This window comes from Burkholderia sp. AU15512, from assembly GCF_002223325.1.
Taxonomy (GTDB): Bacteria; Pseudomonadota; Gammaproteobacteria; order Burkholderiales; family Burkholderiaceae; genus Burkholderia.
Window position 1 is genome coordinate 154,803 of sequence record NZ_NKEX01000001.1, and the last position, 14,890, is coordinate 169,692.

Consider the following 14,890-nt stretch of genomic DNA (forward strand, 5'->3'; position numbering starts at 1 on the left):
TGGTGTTGCGCCGGGCGCCATCTCCCGGCTTCCCGGGAGGCGGGCCTCCCGGCCGTTACGCAGCGAGGACCTTGCCGTTGCGCACGAACGGCAGTTTTACCACGCGCGCGGGAAGATTCTTGTCTCGAATTTGCACCTGGACGAGGTCGCCGATCTGGACGGCCGCCGGCACGCGCGCGAACGCGATCGATTCCTGCATCGACGGCGAGAACGTGCCGCTCGTGATCTCGCCTTCGCCGTGCGGCGTGACGACTTTCTGGTGCGCGCGCAGCACGCCGCCTGCCTTGCCGTTTTCCTTCTGCAGGATCAGGCCGACGAACGCGGCGCGGGTGCCGTTGGCTTCCAGTGCGGCGCGGCCGACGAAGTCGCGCGGCGTGGAGAGATCGACCGTCCACGCAAGGCCCGCGTCGAGCGGCGACACGGTGTCGTCCATGTCCTGGCCGTACAGGTTCATGCCGGCCTCGAGGCGCAGCGTGTCGCGCGCGCCGAGCCCGCACGGGCGCACGCCGTTTTGCTGCAGCGCGTTCCACAGCGCTTCGACGTGCGCGGCCGGGACGATCACTTCGAAACCGTCTTCACCGGTGTAGCCGGTGCGCGCGACGGTGAGATCGCCGAACGGCGTGCCGGCGACCTGCGCGGCGTTGAACGGCTTCAGTTCGCTGGTGGCGGCACGCGCGGCGGGCACGGTCGCCCAGGCCTTTTCGCGGGCGTTCGGGCCCTGAACGGCGATGATCGCGAAATCGCGGCGCGGCGCGATCGTGACGCCGAAGCCGCCTTGCTCGTTCAACTGGTTGAACCACGCGATGTCTTTCTCGGCCGTGCCGGCGTTGACGACGACGCGGAAGAATTCTTCGGTGAAGTAGTAGACGATCAGGTCGTCGATGACGCCGCCCTGCGGATTGAGCAGGCACGAGTAGAGGGCCTTGCCGGGCGTCTTGAGCTTGCCGACGTTGTTCGCGATCGCATGCTCGAAGAATGCGCGCACGCGGCTGCCGGTGAAATCGACGACGCACATGTGCGACACGTCGAACATGCCGGCGTCGGTGCGCACGGCTTCATGTTCTTCGATCTGCGAGCCGTAGTTGACGGGCATGTCCCAGCCGCCGAAATCGACCATGCGGGCATTGAGCGCGCGGTGCGCGGCGTTGAGCGGGGTGTGATTCAGTGCAGTCATCGAGGCCTCAGGCAAGGCGCTTGCGCGCGGATCAGAACGGCCATGTGCCGACCACCGCGGCCGATGGCCTGCGAGCGATCCGGTACATGCCCCTCTGTCCTCGATACCTGAGAGATTGCGCTGCCGGCCAGGCCTGGCGAACGCGCGCCCCTTCGGTGGGCAGCTTGCCCGCGCAGCGGATGCGCTGCGGGCTACTGCCGCTCTCCAGAGTGCGGGGAGAGTGTGGCCCGCGCAATGCGCGGACGGGATTCCCCGACGCGGTCGGTCCTTTTGCCTGAGAGTTTGCGGGTGTGCCCCTTCGGCGGCGCAACCGGCTGAAACAGCCCGGTTACACGCTCTCCCGACGCGTGCGGGCGACTGTACGCGAGCGGGTGGGCCTTGTCAATTTGAGCAAAAGAATGTCGCTTCGCGACAAGCGGCGGCAACCGGTGCCGCCGCTTTTTCCGCTCCGGCGGGCGCCGGTGCGTTACTCGCCGATCGCGCGTGCGGCCGTGTCGAGTTCCTGGTTCAGCACGCGCTGCTCGTCGCCGGACAGGCCGCCGCTGTGCTGCGCGGACATGTCGTTCGATTCCTGGCGGATCACGTCGAGGCGATGATGAAGCTGCGCGCCGTACGGCGGCGGGTAGTAACCGCCGTTCACGCGCGCATCGATGCGGCGGTGCAGGTTGTCGATCCGGCCCTGGATCTGCTGCATCCGCTCGTTCGCGACGACCTGCGGATTCGGCCGCGGCGGGGGCGCCGGGCGAACCGGCTGCTGCGGCTGCACGATACAGGCCGCAAGCGAGGAAACCAGGACGCAGCACGCAGCTGCGCGAATCAACCGTTGCATCAACATTCTCCTGACGGATTGGTGTCGGATCGACTTTTTTGAGAAACGCATCAGACTAGTTTGCCGCTGACTTTCGTTCCTCCGGCATTTGTAACCGAATGTTCCGGCTGATCCGGATGCACCGGCGCCGGCCGGCCGCCACCGGCCGGCGCGCGGTGTCAGATCGTGCGGCGCACGAACGGCACCCGGCGGCCGTCGTGCTCGCTCTGCGCGGCGAGCTCGATGATCGTCATCACGTCGACGGCGTCCTGCGCGGCGACGGGGAACGGCGCGCCGTCGCGGATCGATGCGGCGAGCGCGCGGTAGAACTCCGCGTACTGGCCATCGAGCGTCGGCACCGGGCGCTCGACCTCGACTTCGCCGTCGAGCACGCGCAGCAGGCCGGGCGGGTTGCCGCCGCCGAATTCGACGTCGTCGGCGGTGAGGCCGGCCTTGAGCTGGTCTTCCTGCGTGTCGAGCCCGAACTTCTGGTAGCTGCCGCGCGTGCCGTGCAGCGTGAAGCGCGCGGGTTCGATCGCCGATAGCGCGCTCGCATGCAGCGCGACGTCCTTGTCCGGATAGCCGAGCTGCAGGTGCACGAAATCGGGCGCCGTGCCGTTGTCGCGGCGCGTCTTGACGGTCGCGCTCACCGTTTCCGGCAGGCCGAACAGCGCGAGCGCCTGGTCGATCAGGTGCGGGCCGAGGTCGAGCAGCAGGCCGCCGCCGCGAGCCGGCTCCTCGCGCCAGCGCGTGCGCGGGGTCGGGCGGAAGCGGTCGAAGTGCGACTCGAAACAGGTGATGCGGCCGAGCTCGCCCGATTTGACGATGTCGCGCACGGTGAGGAAATCGCCGTCCCAGCGGCGGTTGTGGAACGGCGCGAACAGCCGGCTGCGCGCGTTCGCGAGCCGCGCGAGCGCGAGCGCCTCGTCCGCGGTGAGCGTCACGGGCTTGTCGACGACCACGTGGCGGCCCGCTTCGAGCACCTGGCGCGCGAGCGCGAAGTGCGTGTCGTTCGGCGTGGCGATCACCACGCACTCGATGTCGTCGAGGCCGAGCAGCGTGTCGAGATCGGGGACGACGCGCGCGCCCGGATACGCCGCCTGCGCGCGATCGGGCTGACCCGTCGCGATCGCGGCGACTTCAGTGCGGCCGCTCGTGGCAATCACGGGCGCGTGGAACGTCGCGCCGGCGAAACCGAAACCCATCAAACCAATCCTGAGCAATGACGACATGGCAATTCCTGGCTGCGAAGGAAACTAAAGGATGGCGCGCCGGGACGGCGCGAAGACGACCGGCTATTTTGGCATGGCGCCGCCGCTTGCACCGGCGCGTTCGGGCGAAATGCACGATGCGATGCGGCGCTTGCGCAAGGAAATCCGGCATTTTGCGCAAGCCGGGGGCCGCGCGAGCGGGGTTTGCCTGCCTACACCCGTGCAATGAACGGCTGCCGCGGGGGCGCCGCCCGGCGTCATACGGTTGCCCGCTGCCGCACGGCGGCGGCGACCTGCGCCGCCCACACCGCGCAGGCCGTTGCGCCGGGGTGGAAGCCGTCGGCGGCCATCAGGTGGCGCTCGAGCGGCAGCTCGACGCGCAGGAACGTGCAGTGCGGCTGCGTGGCGGCCCACCCGGCGAGCGCTGTGTTGAGCCGCTTCGCGCGCAGCCCGAGATACCACGCGAGCGGCTGCGGCAGCGCCGGAAAGCGCTCCATCGGCGGCACCGCCGACAGGATCGCGTGGCCGATCTGGAAGCGCGCGGCGAGCAGCCGGACGAGCTCGGCCTGCTGCGCCTGCCAGCGGGCCGGCGGCACGCCGCCCGTCACGTCGTTGACGCCGAGCGACGTGACGGCCACGTCGAACGGCTCGGCCGGCTCGGCGGCGAGCCAGTCGACCAGCTCCCGCGTGGTCAGGCCGGTGCGCGCGAGCAGCTTCCAGCTCACGCGATGGGTGGCCGCGAGCGCGCTCGCCAGTTGCCCGGACAGCGCGTCGCGCTGCGTCGCGACGCCGACGCCCGCCGCGGCCGAATCGCCGACCACCAGCACGCGCATCGGCGGGCCGTCGCCCGCCACGCCGTCGCGCGGGCCGGCGGCCTCGGGCAGCCGCGGCGTGACGCGGCGCACGTAGCGCCCCTGCGCGAACAGCAGCGGGCCGAGGGCAGCGGTGGCGAACGGGTATCCCATGATGTCGATCCGGTGGCGGTACAGGTGACGCAAACGGGCCGGCGCGGGGGCGGCGCCGAAGTGGCCATATTGTGGCCGATCGGTGCGCGAACGGGGCCGGATTGGCCGAACGGGCAGGGGGTGCCCGGCCGGTCGGCCCGTGCAGCCCCGCCCGGCGGCGCTCCCGAAAAGCGCGCCGCCGACGTGTTAACATGCGCGTCCTGCCCGCGTGTCCGCCTGCTTCGCCAGCCCGCCGCGCACGGCATCCTCCCGGCGTTCCGCCGTCAACCGCAACACCATCCGTCATCATGTCCGCAGGCCTGAATCCCGCCCAGAACGAAGCGGTGCGCTACCTCGACGGTCCCTGTCTCGTGCTCGCCGGCGCGGGCAGCGGCAAGACCCGCGTGATCACGCAGAAGATCGCGCACCTGATCGAAGCGAAAGGCTTCGAGCCGCGCCACATCGCCGCCGTCACGTTCACGAACAAGGCGGCCGCCGAAATGCGCGAGCGCGTGTCGAAGCTGCTCGAGGGCAAGACGCTCACCACGCCCGGCAAGGAAGGCCGCAAGGTGCCCGTCAACCAGCTCACCGTCTGCACCTTCCACTCGCTGGGCGTGCAGATCCTGCGCCAGGAGGCCGAGCACGTCGGCCTGAAGCCGCAGTTCTCGATCATGGATTCGGACGACTGCTTCGGGATGATCCAGGAGCAGATCGGCACGACCGACAAGGGCCTGATCCGCAAGATCCAGAGCACCATCTCGCTGTGGAAGAACGGCCTGATCATGCCCGAGGAGGCGATGACGATCGCGGCCAACGAGGACGAGCACCAGGCCGCGCTGGTCTACCGCAACTACGTCGCGACGCTGCATGCGTACCAGGCGGTCGACTTCGACGACCTGATCCGCCTGCCCGCCGAACTGTTCGCGAAGAACGAACAGGTGCGCGACCGCTGGCAGAACAAGCTGCGCTACCTGCTGATCGACGAGTACCAGGACACCAACGCGTGCCAGTACGAGCTGCTGAAGCTGCTCGCCGGCCCGCGCGCGGCGTTCACGGCAGTGGGCGACGACGACCAGGCGATCTACGGCTGGCGCGGCGCGACGCTCGAGAACCTCGCGCAGCTCGGCAAGGATTTCCCGAAGCTGCACCTGGTCAAGCTCGAGCAGAACTACCGGTCGACGGTGCGCATCCTCACCGCCGCGAACAACGTGATCGCGAACAACCCGAAACTGTTCGAGAAGAAGCTGTGGTCCGAGCATGGGATGGGCGATTCGATCACCGTCACGCCGTGCAACGACGAGGAGCATGAAGCCGAATCGGTCGTGTTCCGGCTGTCCGCGCACAAGTTCGAGCGGCGCGCGCAGTTCCGCGACTACGCGATCCTGTATCGCGGCAACTTCCAGGCGCGGATCTTCGAGCAGGTGCTGCGCCGCGAGCGGATTCCGTACGTGCTGTCGGGCGGCCAGTCGTTCTTCGACAAGGCCGAGATCAAGGATCTGTGTGCGTACCTGCGGCTGATCGCGAACGCCGACGACGATCCCGCGTTCATCCGCGCGGTCACGACGCCGCGCCGCGGGATCGGCAACACGACGCTCGAAGCGCTCGGCTCGTTCGCGGGCCAGGCGAAGGTGTCGCTGTTCGAGGCCGTGTACATGGGCGGGATCGAGGCGCGGCTGTCCGCGCGCCAGGTCGAGCCGCTGCGGATGTTCTGCGACTTCATCCAGCGCCTGACCGAGCGTGCGGACAAGGATCCCGCCACCGCCGTGCTCGACGACATGATGGAGGCGATCCACTACGAGGCGTACCTGTACGACGCGTTCGACGAACGGCAGGCGCAGTCGAAGTGGCAGAACGTGCTCGAATTCCTCGAATGGCTGAAGCGCAAGGGCACCAAGCCCGAGACGGAAGCGGTCGATGGCGAGGCGGAGGGTTTCCACAACGCGGACGGGCTCGCCGATACCGGCAAGAACCTGCTCGGCCTGATCCAGACCGTCGCGCTGATGTCGATGCTCGAGGGCAAGGACGAGGATCCGGATGCGGTGCGGTTGTCGACGGTCCACGCGTCGAAGGGGCTCGAGTATCCGCACGTGTTCCTGGTCGGCGTCGAGGAAGGCATCATGCCGCACCGCGGCGGCTCCGAGGACGACGGCCCGATCGACAACGAGCGGATCGAGGAGGAGCGCCGGCTGATGTACGTCGCGATCACGCGCGCGCAGCGCAGCCTGCACCTGAACTGGTGCAAGAAGCGCAAGCGGGCGCGCGAGACGGTCGTGTGCGAACCGTCGCGCTTCATCCCGGAGATGGGGCTCGACGACGCGCCGCCGCCGACGCCGGAAGAGGCGCCGATGTCGCCGAAGGACCGGCTCGCGAGCCTGAAGGCGTTGCTGCAGAAGTGACGCGGTGGCGCCGCCGCCGGGCGCACGGCGCTCCAGAGGTCCGCCCGCAAAACAAAACCCCCGCGACGCGTGTGCATTGCGGGGGTTTTTTACTGACGGCCGGGTGGGGTTACTTCGACGCGTTGACCATGTAGTCGACCGCGGCCTTCACGTCGGCGTCCGACGCGTTCGACCCGCCCTTCGGCGGCATCGCGCCCTTGCCGTGCAGCGCGTAGTTGTAGACCGTATCCATCGAGTCCTTCAGGCGCGGCGCCCAGTCTTCCTTGCTGCCGAACTTCGGCGCGCCGAGCACGCCCGCCGCATGGCAGGCCTGGCAGGTCGACGTGTACAGCGCCTTGCCGGCGTCGGCGCCGGCCGGGGCGGCCGCCGCCGCAGGCGCTTCGCCGGCTTTCGGGATCGCGGCGATCGCAGCCTGGGCCGCGGCGATTTGCGCGCTGGCGGCGTCCGCCGTGCCCGATGCGGCTGCGGTGCCGCTGGCCGGTTGCGCCGCGTTGGCGGCCGGCGCGGCCGGTTCGGGGAAGTTCGCGCCGTCGTTGTTCGCCATGTAGACGATCGCACGGGCGATTTCATAGTCGCTGACGTCGTCGGGGCTCGTGCCGCCGCGCGGCGGCATCGCGCCCTTGCCGGCCAGCGCCGTCTTCAGCAGCGTGTCGAAGCCTTGCGAGATGCGCGGCGCCCAGTCGTCCTTGTTGCCGAACTTCGGCGCGCCGGCGGCGCCCGTGCCGTGGCAGGTCACGCAGACGGCCTTGTAGACTGCCTCGCCGGTCTTGAACGTGCGGGGCGCGTTGGCGTCCTTCACGTCGACCTTCGCGAGCGGGGCGACACGTGCGGCGACCTGCTCGTCGGATAGCGCGTCCGTGCCGGCGCCGGCACGGAACGCATGGTTCGCATAGTTGGCGAACAGGACGATCAGGATGATCGGAATCGCGAACGACGCGATGATGACGGCAATCAGCTGCCCGGGGGTTTTGACGGGAGATTCGTGGGGTGCTTCGCTCATGCTTGCCTCGTCTCCGTGATTAGGAATTGTGAGCGCGGTGCAACGGCAAATGGCAGTCCAATGAAGCCCGGTCGATTATAGACGGAACGTTTACATCACGGCGAGCGGTGCGATGGCGCGTGTTTACCCGCACGCGGCGCGGCCCGGCGGGGATTCGTCGGGCAAGGTGGACGCGTCATGGGAAACCGGGTATCCTTGCCGTCTTGCCAATCGTGGGCGGCCTGTATATTGGGGTCGCTTCACTGTCACAGGCGCCCGTAGCTCAATGGATAGAGTACTGCCCTCCGAAGGCAGGGGTTGCTGGTTCGATCCCAGCCGGGCGCGCCAAGCCTAGTCAGGCTCTCAGCGGTTTTCTCCGTTCGTCGCATTGTCTCGTTGCAGCTGAATTGCAGCCGGCACCGGCACGCGCTCGGCCGTCAGCGGCGTGACCCATTGCGCGAGGTGGTCGGCCGACAGGTGCGCGTACCGCTGCACCATTTCCATCGTCTCCCATCCGCCCAGCTCCTTGAGCACCTGCAGCGGCGTGCCGCGCTGCACGTGCCAGCTCGCCCACGTGTGACGCAGGTCGTGCCAGCGGAAATCGCTCAGGCCGGCACGCTGCAGCGCCTTGGCCCAGGCGGCCGTCGCCGTCTGGTAGACCGGCCGGCCGCGATAGGTGAACACGCTGTCCGCGCACTCCGGCGCCCGCGGGTTCGCATGCTGGCGGCGCAGTACCGCGATCGCGGTTTCCGAAAGCGGCACCGTGATGGCCTTGCGCGCCTTCGCCTGGTCCGGGTGGATCCACGCGACGCGCCGCGCGAGGTCGACTTGCGACCACCGCAGCCCCGTCACGTTGGCGCGGCGCAGGCCGGTCTCCAGACTGAAGCGCGCCATGTCGGCGAGATGCGCGGGCAGTTCGGCGAGCAGCCGCTCCGCTTCGGCCGGGGTCAGCCAGCGGATGCGCTTCGAGACGATCTTCGCGCGTTTCGTGACCGGCGCGCGCTCCAGCCATTCCCATTCGACCGCCGCATTCAACACCGACTTCAGCACGCCGATCACGCGACGCACGGTGCCGTCGCTGACGGCGCGGTCGGTCTCGACGATGCCGTGCCGGGTGCGCACCGTGCGCGGCTCCTGGCGCTTCGCGAGCGCGATCGCGTCGACGCGGTTGCGGTCGATATCGGCGAGCGCGACGCCTGACAGGTGCCGGTCGAGCCAGCGCAGATGAATCTTCGACGTTTCCAGGCTGGCGAGCCCCGCGCGTTCGCCGACGTAGCGCACGACCGCGTCGTTCCACGAATGGCGCGGCTTCGTGCCGAGCCGCGCCTGATTCCACAGGTCGACCTTCAGCCGGTCGTGGAATTCCTGGGCCTGCGCTTTGTCGCGGGTGCCAGTGCTTCCCTGTATCGGCGTTCCGCCGCCAGGGGGGTACAGCTTGTATTGCCAGTTGGGGCTGGTCTTGCGCTTGTAGAGCGACATGGGCGGGTTTCCTCTTGCTGATCGTGATGGGCGACGGGCGGGAGCCATTCGCCGGCGAGGTAGCGCTGCAGGGCGGCGACGGAAAAGATCCAGCGCTTGCCGACCTTGCGGCCGGGCAGCGCGCCGGCCCGGGCCTTCAGGCGCACCGTTTCGGGGTGGGCGCCGAGCAGCGCCGCGGCGCCGGCCAGGTCGACGGTGGCCGGATGCGGGCTGTCGGCAGGCCGCGCGCCGGGCGGGCACGCAGCGCAACTCGTGGAGTGGTGGTTCGCGTGTGAAGGGTGCATAACACGTTGATGTTCAAGCGTTTTGTTGGCCATCGGTTGCCATCATTCAGGCGTGGCGAGCGCGTGGAACCCATGGCGCGAACTCGCTGCCTCGGCGGCGACCGATGGCAATGCGGCGCCGACTCGTGGCGCGCGATGGCGGCTCGTCGCCGTGGTTTCCCGGTTCTCTTTCTTCTTTTTCTTCAATGAGTTGAAGAGAGAGAAAGAAGAAGGAACCGCCGCCGGCGCGCCAGCCGGACTCATGGCAAAAGCGGCATGACACGTGGCGAACCCGACGTGAGGCAGGGCGGCAGTTTCCTCAGGAATCAAGGACTTGCGAGCCGTCACCCGCGACAACCACGACTCGCGTGCGCTGCCTGCCCACTCCCGGCGGGTTCCGCCGTGCGGTGGTTGGCTGGACAGGGCGCGGCTCATGCGCGGCCTCCCTGCAGCGCGTCGGTCGCCAGATCCTCGCGCACCGACACGTGCAGGCCGAATGCGGCCAGGCGCTCGAGCGACACCGGCGTCAGGTACGGCACGCGGCGCATGTAGATGCGGCGCTCGACCTCCTTCTCGCCGACCACGACGCCGGCGTGCTTGAGCTGCGCCTTGAACACGCGGTCGGACTTCACCGGCAGGCCGTTCCACTTGTCGCGCAGCGCGCTCGTGTGCGCGAGGTGATCCATCACGTGCCCGGTGCGCAGCAGCAGGCAGAATTCGCCGTCGACGGTGTCGAACGTGTACGGATGCTTGTAGTTGCCGCCGTCGATTTCCGACAGCACCGTTTCCATGATCCAGACCCACGGCTCGCGGTCGGCGCTGGTTTCGGCGACGTGGCCGTTCATCTCGGCGATCAGGTCGCGCGGGAACTCGCCTTCGCTCGGGTCCATGCCCGCGAATTCGCACAGGTAGCGCCACGCGAGCCCGATCGCCGCGTAGTTGCCGGCCATGCGCCGCGCGCCGTCGTCCTCGCCGCTCGCGCGGCAGCCGGCGAGCGCCTGGTCGCGCAGCGTCGCGTACTGGTCGAGCGCGGTGCGCCGGTCGAGGCCGGTCAGGAACTCGAGCCATTGGCGGACCGGGAAGCGCGGCAGGTCGTCGGGCAGCAGCGGCCCGCGCTTGCCGGTCAGCGTCGTGCGCACGAGCTTGCCGAGCAGGCTGCGCACGGGCACGTCTTCGCCGGCCAGCATCACGGGCGCGCACAACAGGTATTCGGTCATGTCGGTGCCGCGCCGCGTCACCGTGTACTGGTAGTTCTCCTGCAGCAGCCCGACCGCCTTGTCGATCACGTCCTGCCGCCGCGCCGACAGCTCTTCCCAGCCGACCGGGTGGCTCGTGTGACTGATGCTGGTCAGCAGGCGGAATTCGGTCTGCAGCGATTGCCCCGAGAACATCGTGAACGCGAGCGAGCGCTCGAGCCGCTTGATGAGCGTCGACTTGCCCGCGCCCTTGTTCGCCTGGATCGTCAGGTGCGGCCAGAAGCCGAGCAGCGCCTTCAGGTGGCCGCCGAGCGCCCACACGAGCGGGATCGTCGCGGCGTTCTGCCGGAACGTCGTCTGGTAGGCGGCGATCACGCGGCGCGCGTCGCTCACCGGGCCGCCCGGGAACGTGAGGTTGTGATACGGGCACTGCTTGTCCGCTTCGGTGAAGTAGCAGTCGGGGCCTTCGTTGACGATCAGCCGCCCGTCGCGCCACGCGAGCCCGACGAAGTTCGCGGCCCGGCGCGCGCCGAGGTCGGCGCCGCGCTCGAGGATGTTCACCATCCGCTTGAACGGCGCCGGCGCCCAGATCGGGCCGAACTTGCTCCACTGATCGACGTTGTGCAGCTGGTCGTCGAGCATCACGCGGCGGATCAGCTGCGCACCGTGCCGCGGCGCCTGCACCGACACGGCGAAGTAGACGGTGGGCGCCTGGTCGGCGTCGCCCGTCATCGTCGACGTCGCGCTCGCGACGGCCACGCGGCTGATGCCGGCGATGCGGAAGCCGCACAGGTCGGTCATCACGGGCGTCTCGACGCCGGATTCCTCGTTGCGATCCATCTTGGTGATGTAGTTCGTGAAGTCGGGCCGCACGCGAAACCGCCAGTACTGCGCGAAATCGTGCGCCGGCAGGAAGATGCGCGGCCGGCCGCGGCGCGACGCGTCGCCGGGCAGGCCGGCGACGAGCCACGGCTCGAGCTGGTCGAGCGCGCGTGCGAGGTCGGCCGGGCCGCGCAGCTGCAGGTAGTCGTTCACGTCGTTGATCGGCGTGCGCTTGGCGTCGCCGTCCGCCAGATCCGCCAGCCAGTCCGACTGGTCGACCAGCACCGCGCTGATGTCGAGCGCGGTCAGCCGTTCATGGAGCGCCCATGCGGCCTCGGGGCCGGGGCGCTGCCCGGCGCGCGGGTGGCCTTCCGCGAACGGCTCGTCGTTGTCCAGGCAGATCGTGACCTGCTTGCCGCGCAGGAACGCGAAGTCGATACGCTCGACGTTCGCGAGGCCGCGCAGCGCAAGCGCGGCCGTGCCGGGCAGCGCGCAGGTGTCGATCGACAGCGCGTTGATCGCGCTCTCGACGATGACCACGCGTTTCGCGCGGTCGAGCCGGCGTGCATCGGCGGTCCATCCGTAGCCGGCCTTGTCGCCCTGGGTCTGCGTCTTGACGCCGCCGTTGAGCGCGGGGTCGACGTAGCGCATGTCGACCGCGACGACGCGCGCATCGCCCGGCGCGCGCACCACGAACGCGGCGGCGGGGCCGCCGTGGCCGACGTCGCCGGCGGCGATCTTCGGGCTCGTCCACGTATTGAAGCCGAGCGTGCGTGCCGCGAATGCCGCGTCGAGCGCCGCGGCGGAGATGCCGCGGCCGCCGAGATAGTCGCGCACGCGATCGCGTTCGGCCGTGCAGCGGTCGGCGATGTATTCGACGGTGGATTTCTCGCGGCGCTCGGCGGGGGCCGGGCGCTCGGACGGGAGGCCATACGCGTCGTGGAGATAGCGGACGGCGTCGGCCACCGTGCCGCCGCGCGCGTGGATCACGAGGTCGATGCACGAGCCGCCGGCGTCGGCGCTGTGATCGCGCCAGCCGGTGCCGTACTTCGGGTGATTCGCATAGATCGACAGCGACGGGCTCCGGTCCGCGTGCTGCGGCGAGTGATAGAGCGCGCGGTCGCCGCCGCGGCCGCGTTTCAGGCCGAGGCGGCCGGCGAGGTCATGCAGGTCGATGTGTCGTTTCAGTTCGTCGATCGAGGCCATATCTTCGTCATTGCTGCCGTTCGGGTTGCGGTGATGCGGGCGGCGCGGGATGGCCCGTCGTGGCCGGTGAATGGGCGAGCGCGCGCAGCGCGGCGGCGGATTGCGGGAAGCCGAGCGCGAGGCGATCGGCGAGCGCCGACACGAAGCGGCCGAGCGTGCGTTGCCGCTCGGGGCTGTCCGGCGGGGCGTCGAAGCCCAGCGTGTCGGCGGCCGCCGCGATCGCGGCGCGCAGCGCGGCGTCATGCGGCGCGGGTTCGGTGGCGTAGCGGTTCATGGGCGCGCCTCCTGGTCATAGACCCGTACGCATCGCGCGGGGTGGCGGACCGCCGGGCGGGCGGGGCATCGGACGGCGCGGCCCGCTTGGATCGGGATCATGAGGTGTCCTTTTCAATGGCAAAGGCGATCCCTCGCGCCATTCAGGCACGATGCGAGGGAAACGCGGGAACGAAGGGGTTAGGGCGTCAGACCGGCAGCTCGAGTTGCGCGGCCAGGCGTTCGCGGACGTGCGGCGAAAGCGGCAGCTGCAACGCGAGGTTCGGGACGGCGGACGGCGACAGCGTGCGGGCGAATTCCATGTTGACGACGTACGTGTGGCCGCACTCCGGATTCGCGCACTGGAACGTGATTTCGCGGAACGTCAGCGACATTTCGCGGCTGCTGCGCGCAGTGGCGCGGGTGCGGCAGTGCGGGCAACGGTTCAGGATTCGCATGGGGTCGCGCTCCGGGCGAGAGTCTGCGCAGGGCCGGACGGGCAGCGGGCTGCGCGGGCGATCCGGCTGCATCGCTGGCCGATCGGCGGATGGTTGCGGGCGCGCGCGCAGTTCACAATCGACGTTGCGGGCACGGACGGTCGGGCGCGTTCGACGGTGCGGAACATGAGGGCGCCCGGTTCAACGGCCGGCGGTGCGCGAGCGCGGCGCCGCGATCGCGCGCAGGTGGCTCGTGCCGATGCGGATCAGTTCGCGCGCCATGCTGGAGATCGAGCGGTTGCGCTGCGCGGCGAGCTGCTCGAGCTCGCCGCGCTCGACCGGCGTCAGCCCGACGTAGACGGGTTTGTCCGACATCGTGCCGCGCGGCGAACGGCGCGGGCCTTGGGGAGTAGTCATGGTCGGTATACTTTGTCGAGATAGTCTTGCGTTACGGTAAGGCCAGTGTAATGAGCAAAAAACAGCGCGTCAATTGTTAATGGGTAATTTATGACACAAATCGGGAGTCGCTTGCGGGACGAGCGCTTGCGCATCGGGCTCAGCCAGGATGAGTTTGCGACCGTGGGCGGTGTCGCGAGGCGCTCGCAGTCGGCGTACGAGTCGGATGAGCGCTCTCCCGACGCGTCCTATCTGCTGGCCGTTCGCGAGATCGGTGTCGATATCGGCTACGTGCTGACCGGCGAACGGTCCGCCGCAGGCGAACCGGCGTCGGAGGCCGGCGGCCGCGACGCGGACGAAGCCGACGTGCTGGCGATGTACCGGCAGCTCAACGACGCCGGCAAGGCATCGCTGCACGCGTTTCTCGCCAGCTGCATCAGCACGGGCGCGATGGTGCAGTCGGCGCCGGCGCGGCGCGCGAAGCGCCTGCCGGAGAATCGCCGGGCGGCACTCGATCAGCGCACGGCGGAAAACGTCGAGCGCGCGATGGCCGAGGTCGAACGGCTGAAGTCCGAGCGCGCGGCGAAGCAACCGAAGAAATAAGCGGCCGCGCGGCCCGGCGCACGCGCTGCTGCGTATGCCGGCAGCGCGCTGCGCACGGCCACACGCGGCCACACGCTGCCCGATCCGCGCCACGGCGCATGCGGCGGCGCGGGCGGCTCATCCCCTTTCCCTTTCCCCGATACCACGGCGGTGCGCTGAGCGCGCCGCGCAAGCGCATCGGATAAAATCGGACGAATCACTGTATATCCATACAGTATTGGTTTAGCATTCTGAAAGCCGGTGAGCTGGCGGCGGGGCGTTCCGAGGCGACCCGTCGTGTCAGGCGGCCCCCGGTGGATGACTGAGTTTGCGGAGACCGGAAAAATGGACACCAACAGGAAGCACGACATCGGGACGATCGGCGCGTCGGCGCGCGCCGACCATCGCGCGGACCCGCGCGGATCGACGATGGGCCCGCCGCGATATCGTCCGGACCTGACCGACGACGAACGGGCCGACGCGCACGCAAAGATCGACAGCGCGATGCTGTCGGTCGGGCAGGTGCTCGAGGCCGCGCTGCAGGCGATGGCCAATCTGCGCGATGCGCGGGCCACGTTGCAGCAATGCGACGACGCGCGGGACACGCGCATCACGCTCGGCGGGCGCCAGCAATCGAGCTGAAGCGCCGCCACGCCTCCCCGCCGGCCGGCATTCGCTCCGGCCGCTGCATCGAATCCGAGCCGCGCACCCCGCGCATTGCGTCGCCCCGCCCACCGAGATCCTG

Annotated in this window: 16 protein-coding genes, 1 tRNA gene and 2 riboswitches; of the genes, 5 read left to right on the forward strand and 12 right to left on the reverse strand. The window is 69.3% G+C overall.

Features of this window, described 5'->3' with window-relative positions:
* Positions 1–55 precede the first annotated feature (55 nt).
* From gcvT to CFB43_RS00725, 3 genes are all read right to left on the reverse strand, one after another.
* Positions 56–1,174 (reverse strand): glycine cleavage system aminomethyltransferase GcvT, encoded by a 1,119-nt coding sequence (gene gcvT / locus CFB43_RS00715; RefSeq protein WP_089493851.1) that lies wholly within the window; start codon positions 1,172–1,174, stop codon positions 56–58.
* A gap of 84 nt (positions 1,175–1,258) precedes the next feature.
* Positions 1,259–1,392, reverse strand: a riboswitch (glycine riboswitch).
* A 34-nt stretch (positions 1,393–1,426) separates the two neighbouring features.
* A riboswitch (glycine riboswitch) is annotated at positions 1,427–1,527 on the reverse strand.
* Between the two features lie 113 nt (positions 1,528–1,640).
* Positions 1,641–2,003, reverse strand: a complete 363-nt coding sequence (locus CFB43_RS00720) for a hypothetical protein (RefSeq protein WP_011350564.1) — start codon at positions 2,001–2,003, stop codon at positions 1,641–1,643.
* A 158-nt stretch (positions 2,004–2,161) separates the two neighbouring features.
* Entirely contained in the window at positions 2,162–3,214 is a 1,053-nt protein-coding gene (locus CFB43_RS00725) for an oxidoreductase (RefSeq protein WP_089493852.1), read from the reverse strand.
* Positions 3,215–3,245: 31 nt separating this feature from the next.
* On the opposite strand from CFB43_RS00725, the gene CFB43_RS38285 reads away from it, so the two are divergent.
* Entirely contained in the window at positions 3,246–3,422 is a 177-nt protein-coding gene (locus tag CFB43_RS38285) for a hypothetical protein (RefSeq protein ID WP_179254779.1), read from the forward strand.
* Positions 3,423–3,450: 28 nt separating this feature from the next.
* On the opposite strand, the gene CFB43_RS00730 is transcribed toward CFB43_RS38285, so the two are convergent.
* On the reverse strand, positions 3,451–4,158 hold the full coding sequence (locus CFB43_RS00730) for an SGNH/GDSL hydrolase family protein (RefSeq protein ID WP_089493853.1): 708 nt from the start codon (positions 4,156–4,158) through the stop codon (positions 3,451–3,453).
* A gap of 287 nt (positions 4,159–4,445) precedes the next feature.
* On the opposite strand from CFB43_RS00730, the gene CFB43_RS00735 reads away from it, so the two are divergent.
* On the forward strand, positions 4,446–6,533 hold the full coding sequence (locus tag CFB43_RS00735; protein ID WP_046547468.1) for a UvrD-helicase domain-containing protein: 2,088 nt from the start codon (positions 4,446–4,448) through the stop codon (positions 6,531–6,533).
* Positions 6,534–6,642: 109 nt separating this feature from the next.
* Here the strand turns inward: CFB43_RS00735 and CFB43_RS00740 are convergent, their stop codons facing one another.
* Positions 6,643–7,533 carry a c-type cytochrome gene (locus CFB43_RS00740; protein WP_089493854.1) on the reverse strand — a complete coding sequence of 297 codons (891 nt, stop codon included), beginning with the start codon at positions 7,531–7,533 and terminating at the stop codon, positions 6,643–6,645.
* Positions 7,534–7,784: 251 nt separating this feature from the next.
* On the opposite strand from CFB43_RS00740, the gene CFB43_RS00745 reads away from it, so the two are divergent.
* Positions 7,785–7,860: transfer RNA gene (locus CFB43_RS00745), tRNA-Arg, on the forward strand.
* A gap of 15 nt (positions 7,861–7,875) precedes the next feature.
* Here the strand turns inward: CFB43_RS00745 and CFB43_RS00750 are convergent.
* The 7 genes from CFB43_RS00750 to CFB43_RS00780 form a co-directional block, all read right to left on the reverse strand.
* Positions 7,876–8,946 carry a tyrosine-type recombinase/integrase gene (locus tag CFB43_RS00750; protein ID WP_226275725.1) on the reverse strand — a complete coding sequence of 357 codons (1,071 nt, stop codon included), beginning with the start codon at positions 8,944–8,946 and terminating at the stop codon, positions 7,876–7,878.
* Positions 8,859–9,131: a DNA-binding protein gene (locus CFB43_RS38730; RefSeq protein ID WP_226207632.1), complete on the reverse strand. Its 273-nt coding sequence runs from the start codon at positions 9,129–9,131 to the stop codon at positions 8,859–8,861. The genes CFB43_RS00750 and CFB43_RS38730 overlap by 88 nt, the downstream gene beginning before the upstream one ends.
* Before the next feature lie 186 nt (positions 9,132–9,317).
* Positions 9,318–9,689: a hypothetical protein gene (locus CFB43_RS00760; RefSeq protein WP_089493857.1), complete on the reverse strand. Its 372-nt coding sequence runs from the start codon at positions 9,687–9,689 to the stop codon at positions 9,318–9,320.
* Complete coding sequence (locus tag CFB43_RS00765; protein WP_089493858.1) at positions 9,686–12,478, reverse strand: toprim domain-containing protein; 2,793 nt, start codon at positions 12,476–12,478, stop codon at positions 9,686–9,688. The genes CFB43_RS00760 and CFB43_RS00765 overlap by 4 nt, the downstream gene beginning before the upstream one ends.
* A gap of 7 nt (positions 12,479–12,485) precedes the next feature.
* A complete protein-coding gene (locus CFB43_RS00770) occupies positions 12,486–12,752 on the reverse strand; it encodes a hypothetical protein (protein ID WP_089493859.1) in 267 nt (88 codons plus the stop codon).
* 187 nt (positions 12,753–12,939) lie between these two features.
* Positions 12,940–13,188: an ogr/Delta-like zinc finger family protein gene (locus CFB43_RS00775; protein WP_048251455.1), complete on the reverse strand. Its 249-nt coding sequence runs from the start codon at positions 13,186–13,188 to the stop codon at positions 12,940–12,942.
* Positions 13,189–13,368: 180 nt separating this feature from the next.
* Entirely contained in the window at positions 13,369–13,584 is a 216-nt protein-coding gene (locus tag CFB43_RS00780) for a hypothetical protein (protein WP_089460274.1), read from the reverse strand.
* A gap of 162 nt (positions 13,585–13,746) precedes the next feature.
* Between CFB43_RS00780 and CFB43_RS00785 the strand changes: the two genes are divergently transcribed.
* Together CFB43_RS00785 and CFB43_RS00790 are read left to right on the forward strand one after the other, a co-directional pair.
* The gene (locus CFB43_RS00785; protein WP_089493939.1) at positions 13,747–14,166 is read left to right on the forward strand and encodes a transcriptional regulator; all 420 of its coding nucleotides are present in this window, start codon (positions 13,747–13,749) and stop codon (positions 14,164–14,166) included.
* A 324-nt stretch (positions 14,167–14,490) separates the two neighbouring features.
* Complete coding sequence (locus tag CFB43_RS00790) at positions 14,491–14,787, forward strand: hypothetical protein (protein WP_089493860.1); 297 nt, start codon at positions 14,491–14,493, stop codon at positions 14,785–14,787.
* The last annotated feature ends 103 nt before the right edge of the window (positions 14,788–14,890 follow it).

What these genes read in the sequence shown, in the direction of transcription:
- CFB43_RS00720 (WP_011350564.1), bottom strand. Translation starts at nt 2,003, where the DNA reads ATGCAACGGTTGATTCGCGCAGCTGCGTGCTGCGTCCTGGTTTCCTCG.
- CFB43_RS00735 (WP_046547468.1), top strand. Translation starts at nt 4,446, where the DNA reads ATGTCCGCAGGCCTGAATCCCGCCCAGAACGAAGCGGTGCGCTACCTC.
- CFB43_RS00775 (WP_048251455.1), bottom strand. Translation starts at nt 13,188, where the DNA reads ATGCGAATCCTGAACCGTTGCCCGCACTGCCGCACCCGCGCCACTGCG.
- CFB43_RS00730 (WP_089493853.1), bottom strand. Translation starts at nt 4,158, where the DNA reads ATGGGATACCCGTTCGCCACCGCTGCCCTCGGCCCGCTGCTGTTCGCG.
- CFB43_RS00760 (WP_089493857.1), bottom strand. Translation starts at nt 9,689, where the DNA reads ATGAGCCGCGCCCTGTCCAGCCAACCACCGCACGGCGGAACCCGCCGG.
- CFB43_RS00770 (WP_089493859.1), bottom strand. Translation starts at nt 12,752, where the DNA reads ATGAACCGCTACGCCACCGAACCCGCGCCGCATGACGCCGCGCTGCGC.
- CFB43_RS00740 (WP_089493854.1), bottom strand. Translation starts at nt 7,533, where the DNA reads ATGAGCGAAGCACCCCACGAATCTCCCGTCAAAACCCCCGGGCAGCTG.
- CFB43_RS00725 (WP_089493852.1), bottom strand. Translation starts at nt 3,214, where the DNA reads ATGTCGTCATTGCTCAGGATTGGTTTGATGGGTTTCGGTTTCGCCGGC.
- gcvT (WP_089493851.1), bottom strand. Translation starts at nt 1,174, where the DNA reads ATGACTGCACTGAATCACACCCCGCTCAACGCCGCGCACCGCGCGCTC.
- CFB43_RS00780 (WP_089460274.1), bottom strand. Translation starts at nt 13,584, where the DNA reads ATGACTACTCCCCAAGGCCCGCGCCGTTCGCCGCGCGGCACGATGTCG.
- CFB43_RS38285 (WP_179254779.1), top strand. Translation starts at nt 3,246, where the DNA reads ATGGCGCGCCGGGACGGCGCGAAGACGACCGGCTATTTTGGCATGGCG.
- CFB43_RS00790 (WP_089493860.1), top strand. Translation starts at nt 14,491, where the DNA reads ATGGACACCAACAGGAAGCACGACATCGGGACGATCGGCGCGTCGGCG.
- CFB43_RS00765 (WP_089493858.1), bottom strand. Translation starts at nt 12,478, where the DNA reads ATGGCCTCGATCGACGAACTGAAACGACACATCGACCTGCATGACCTC.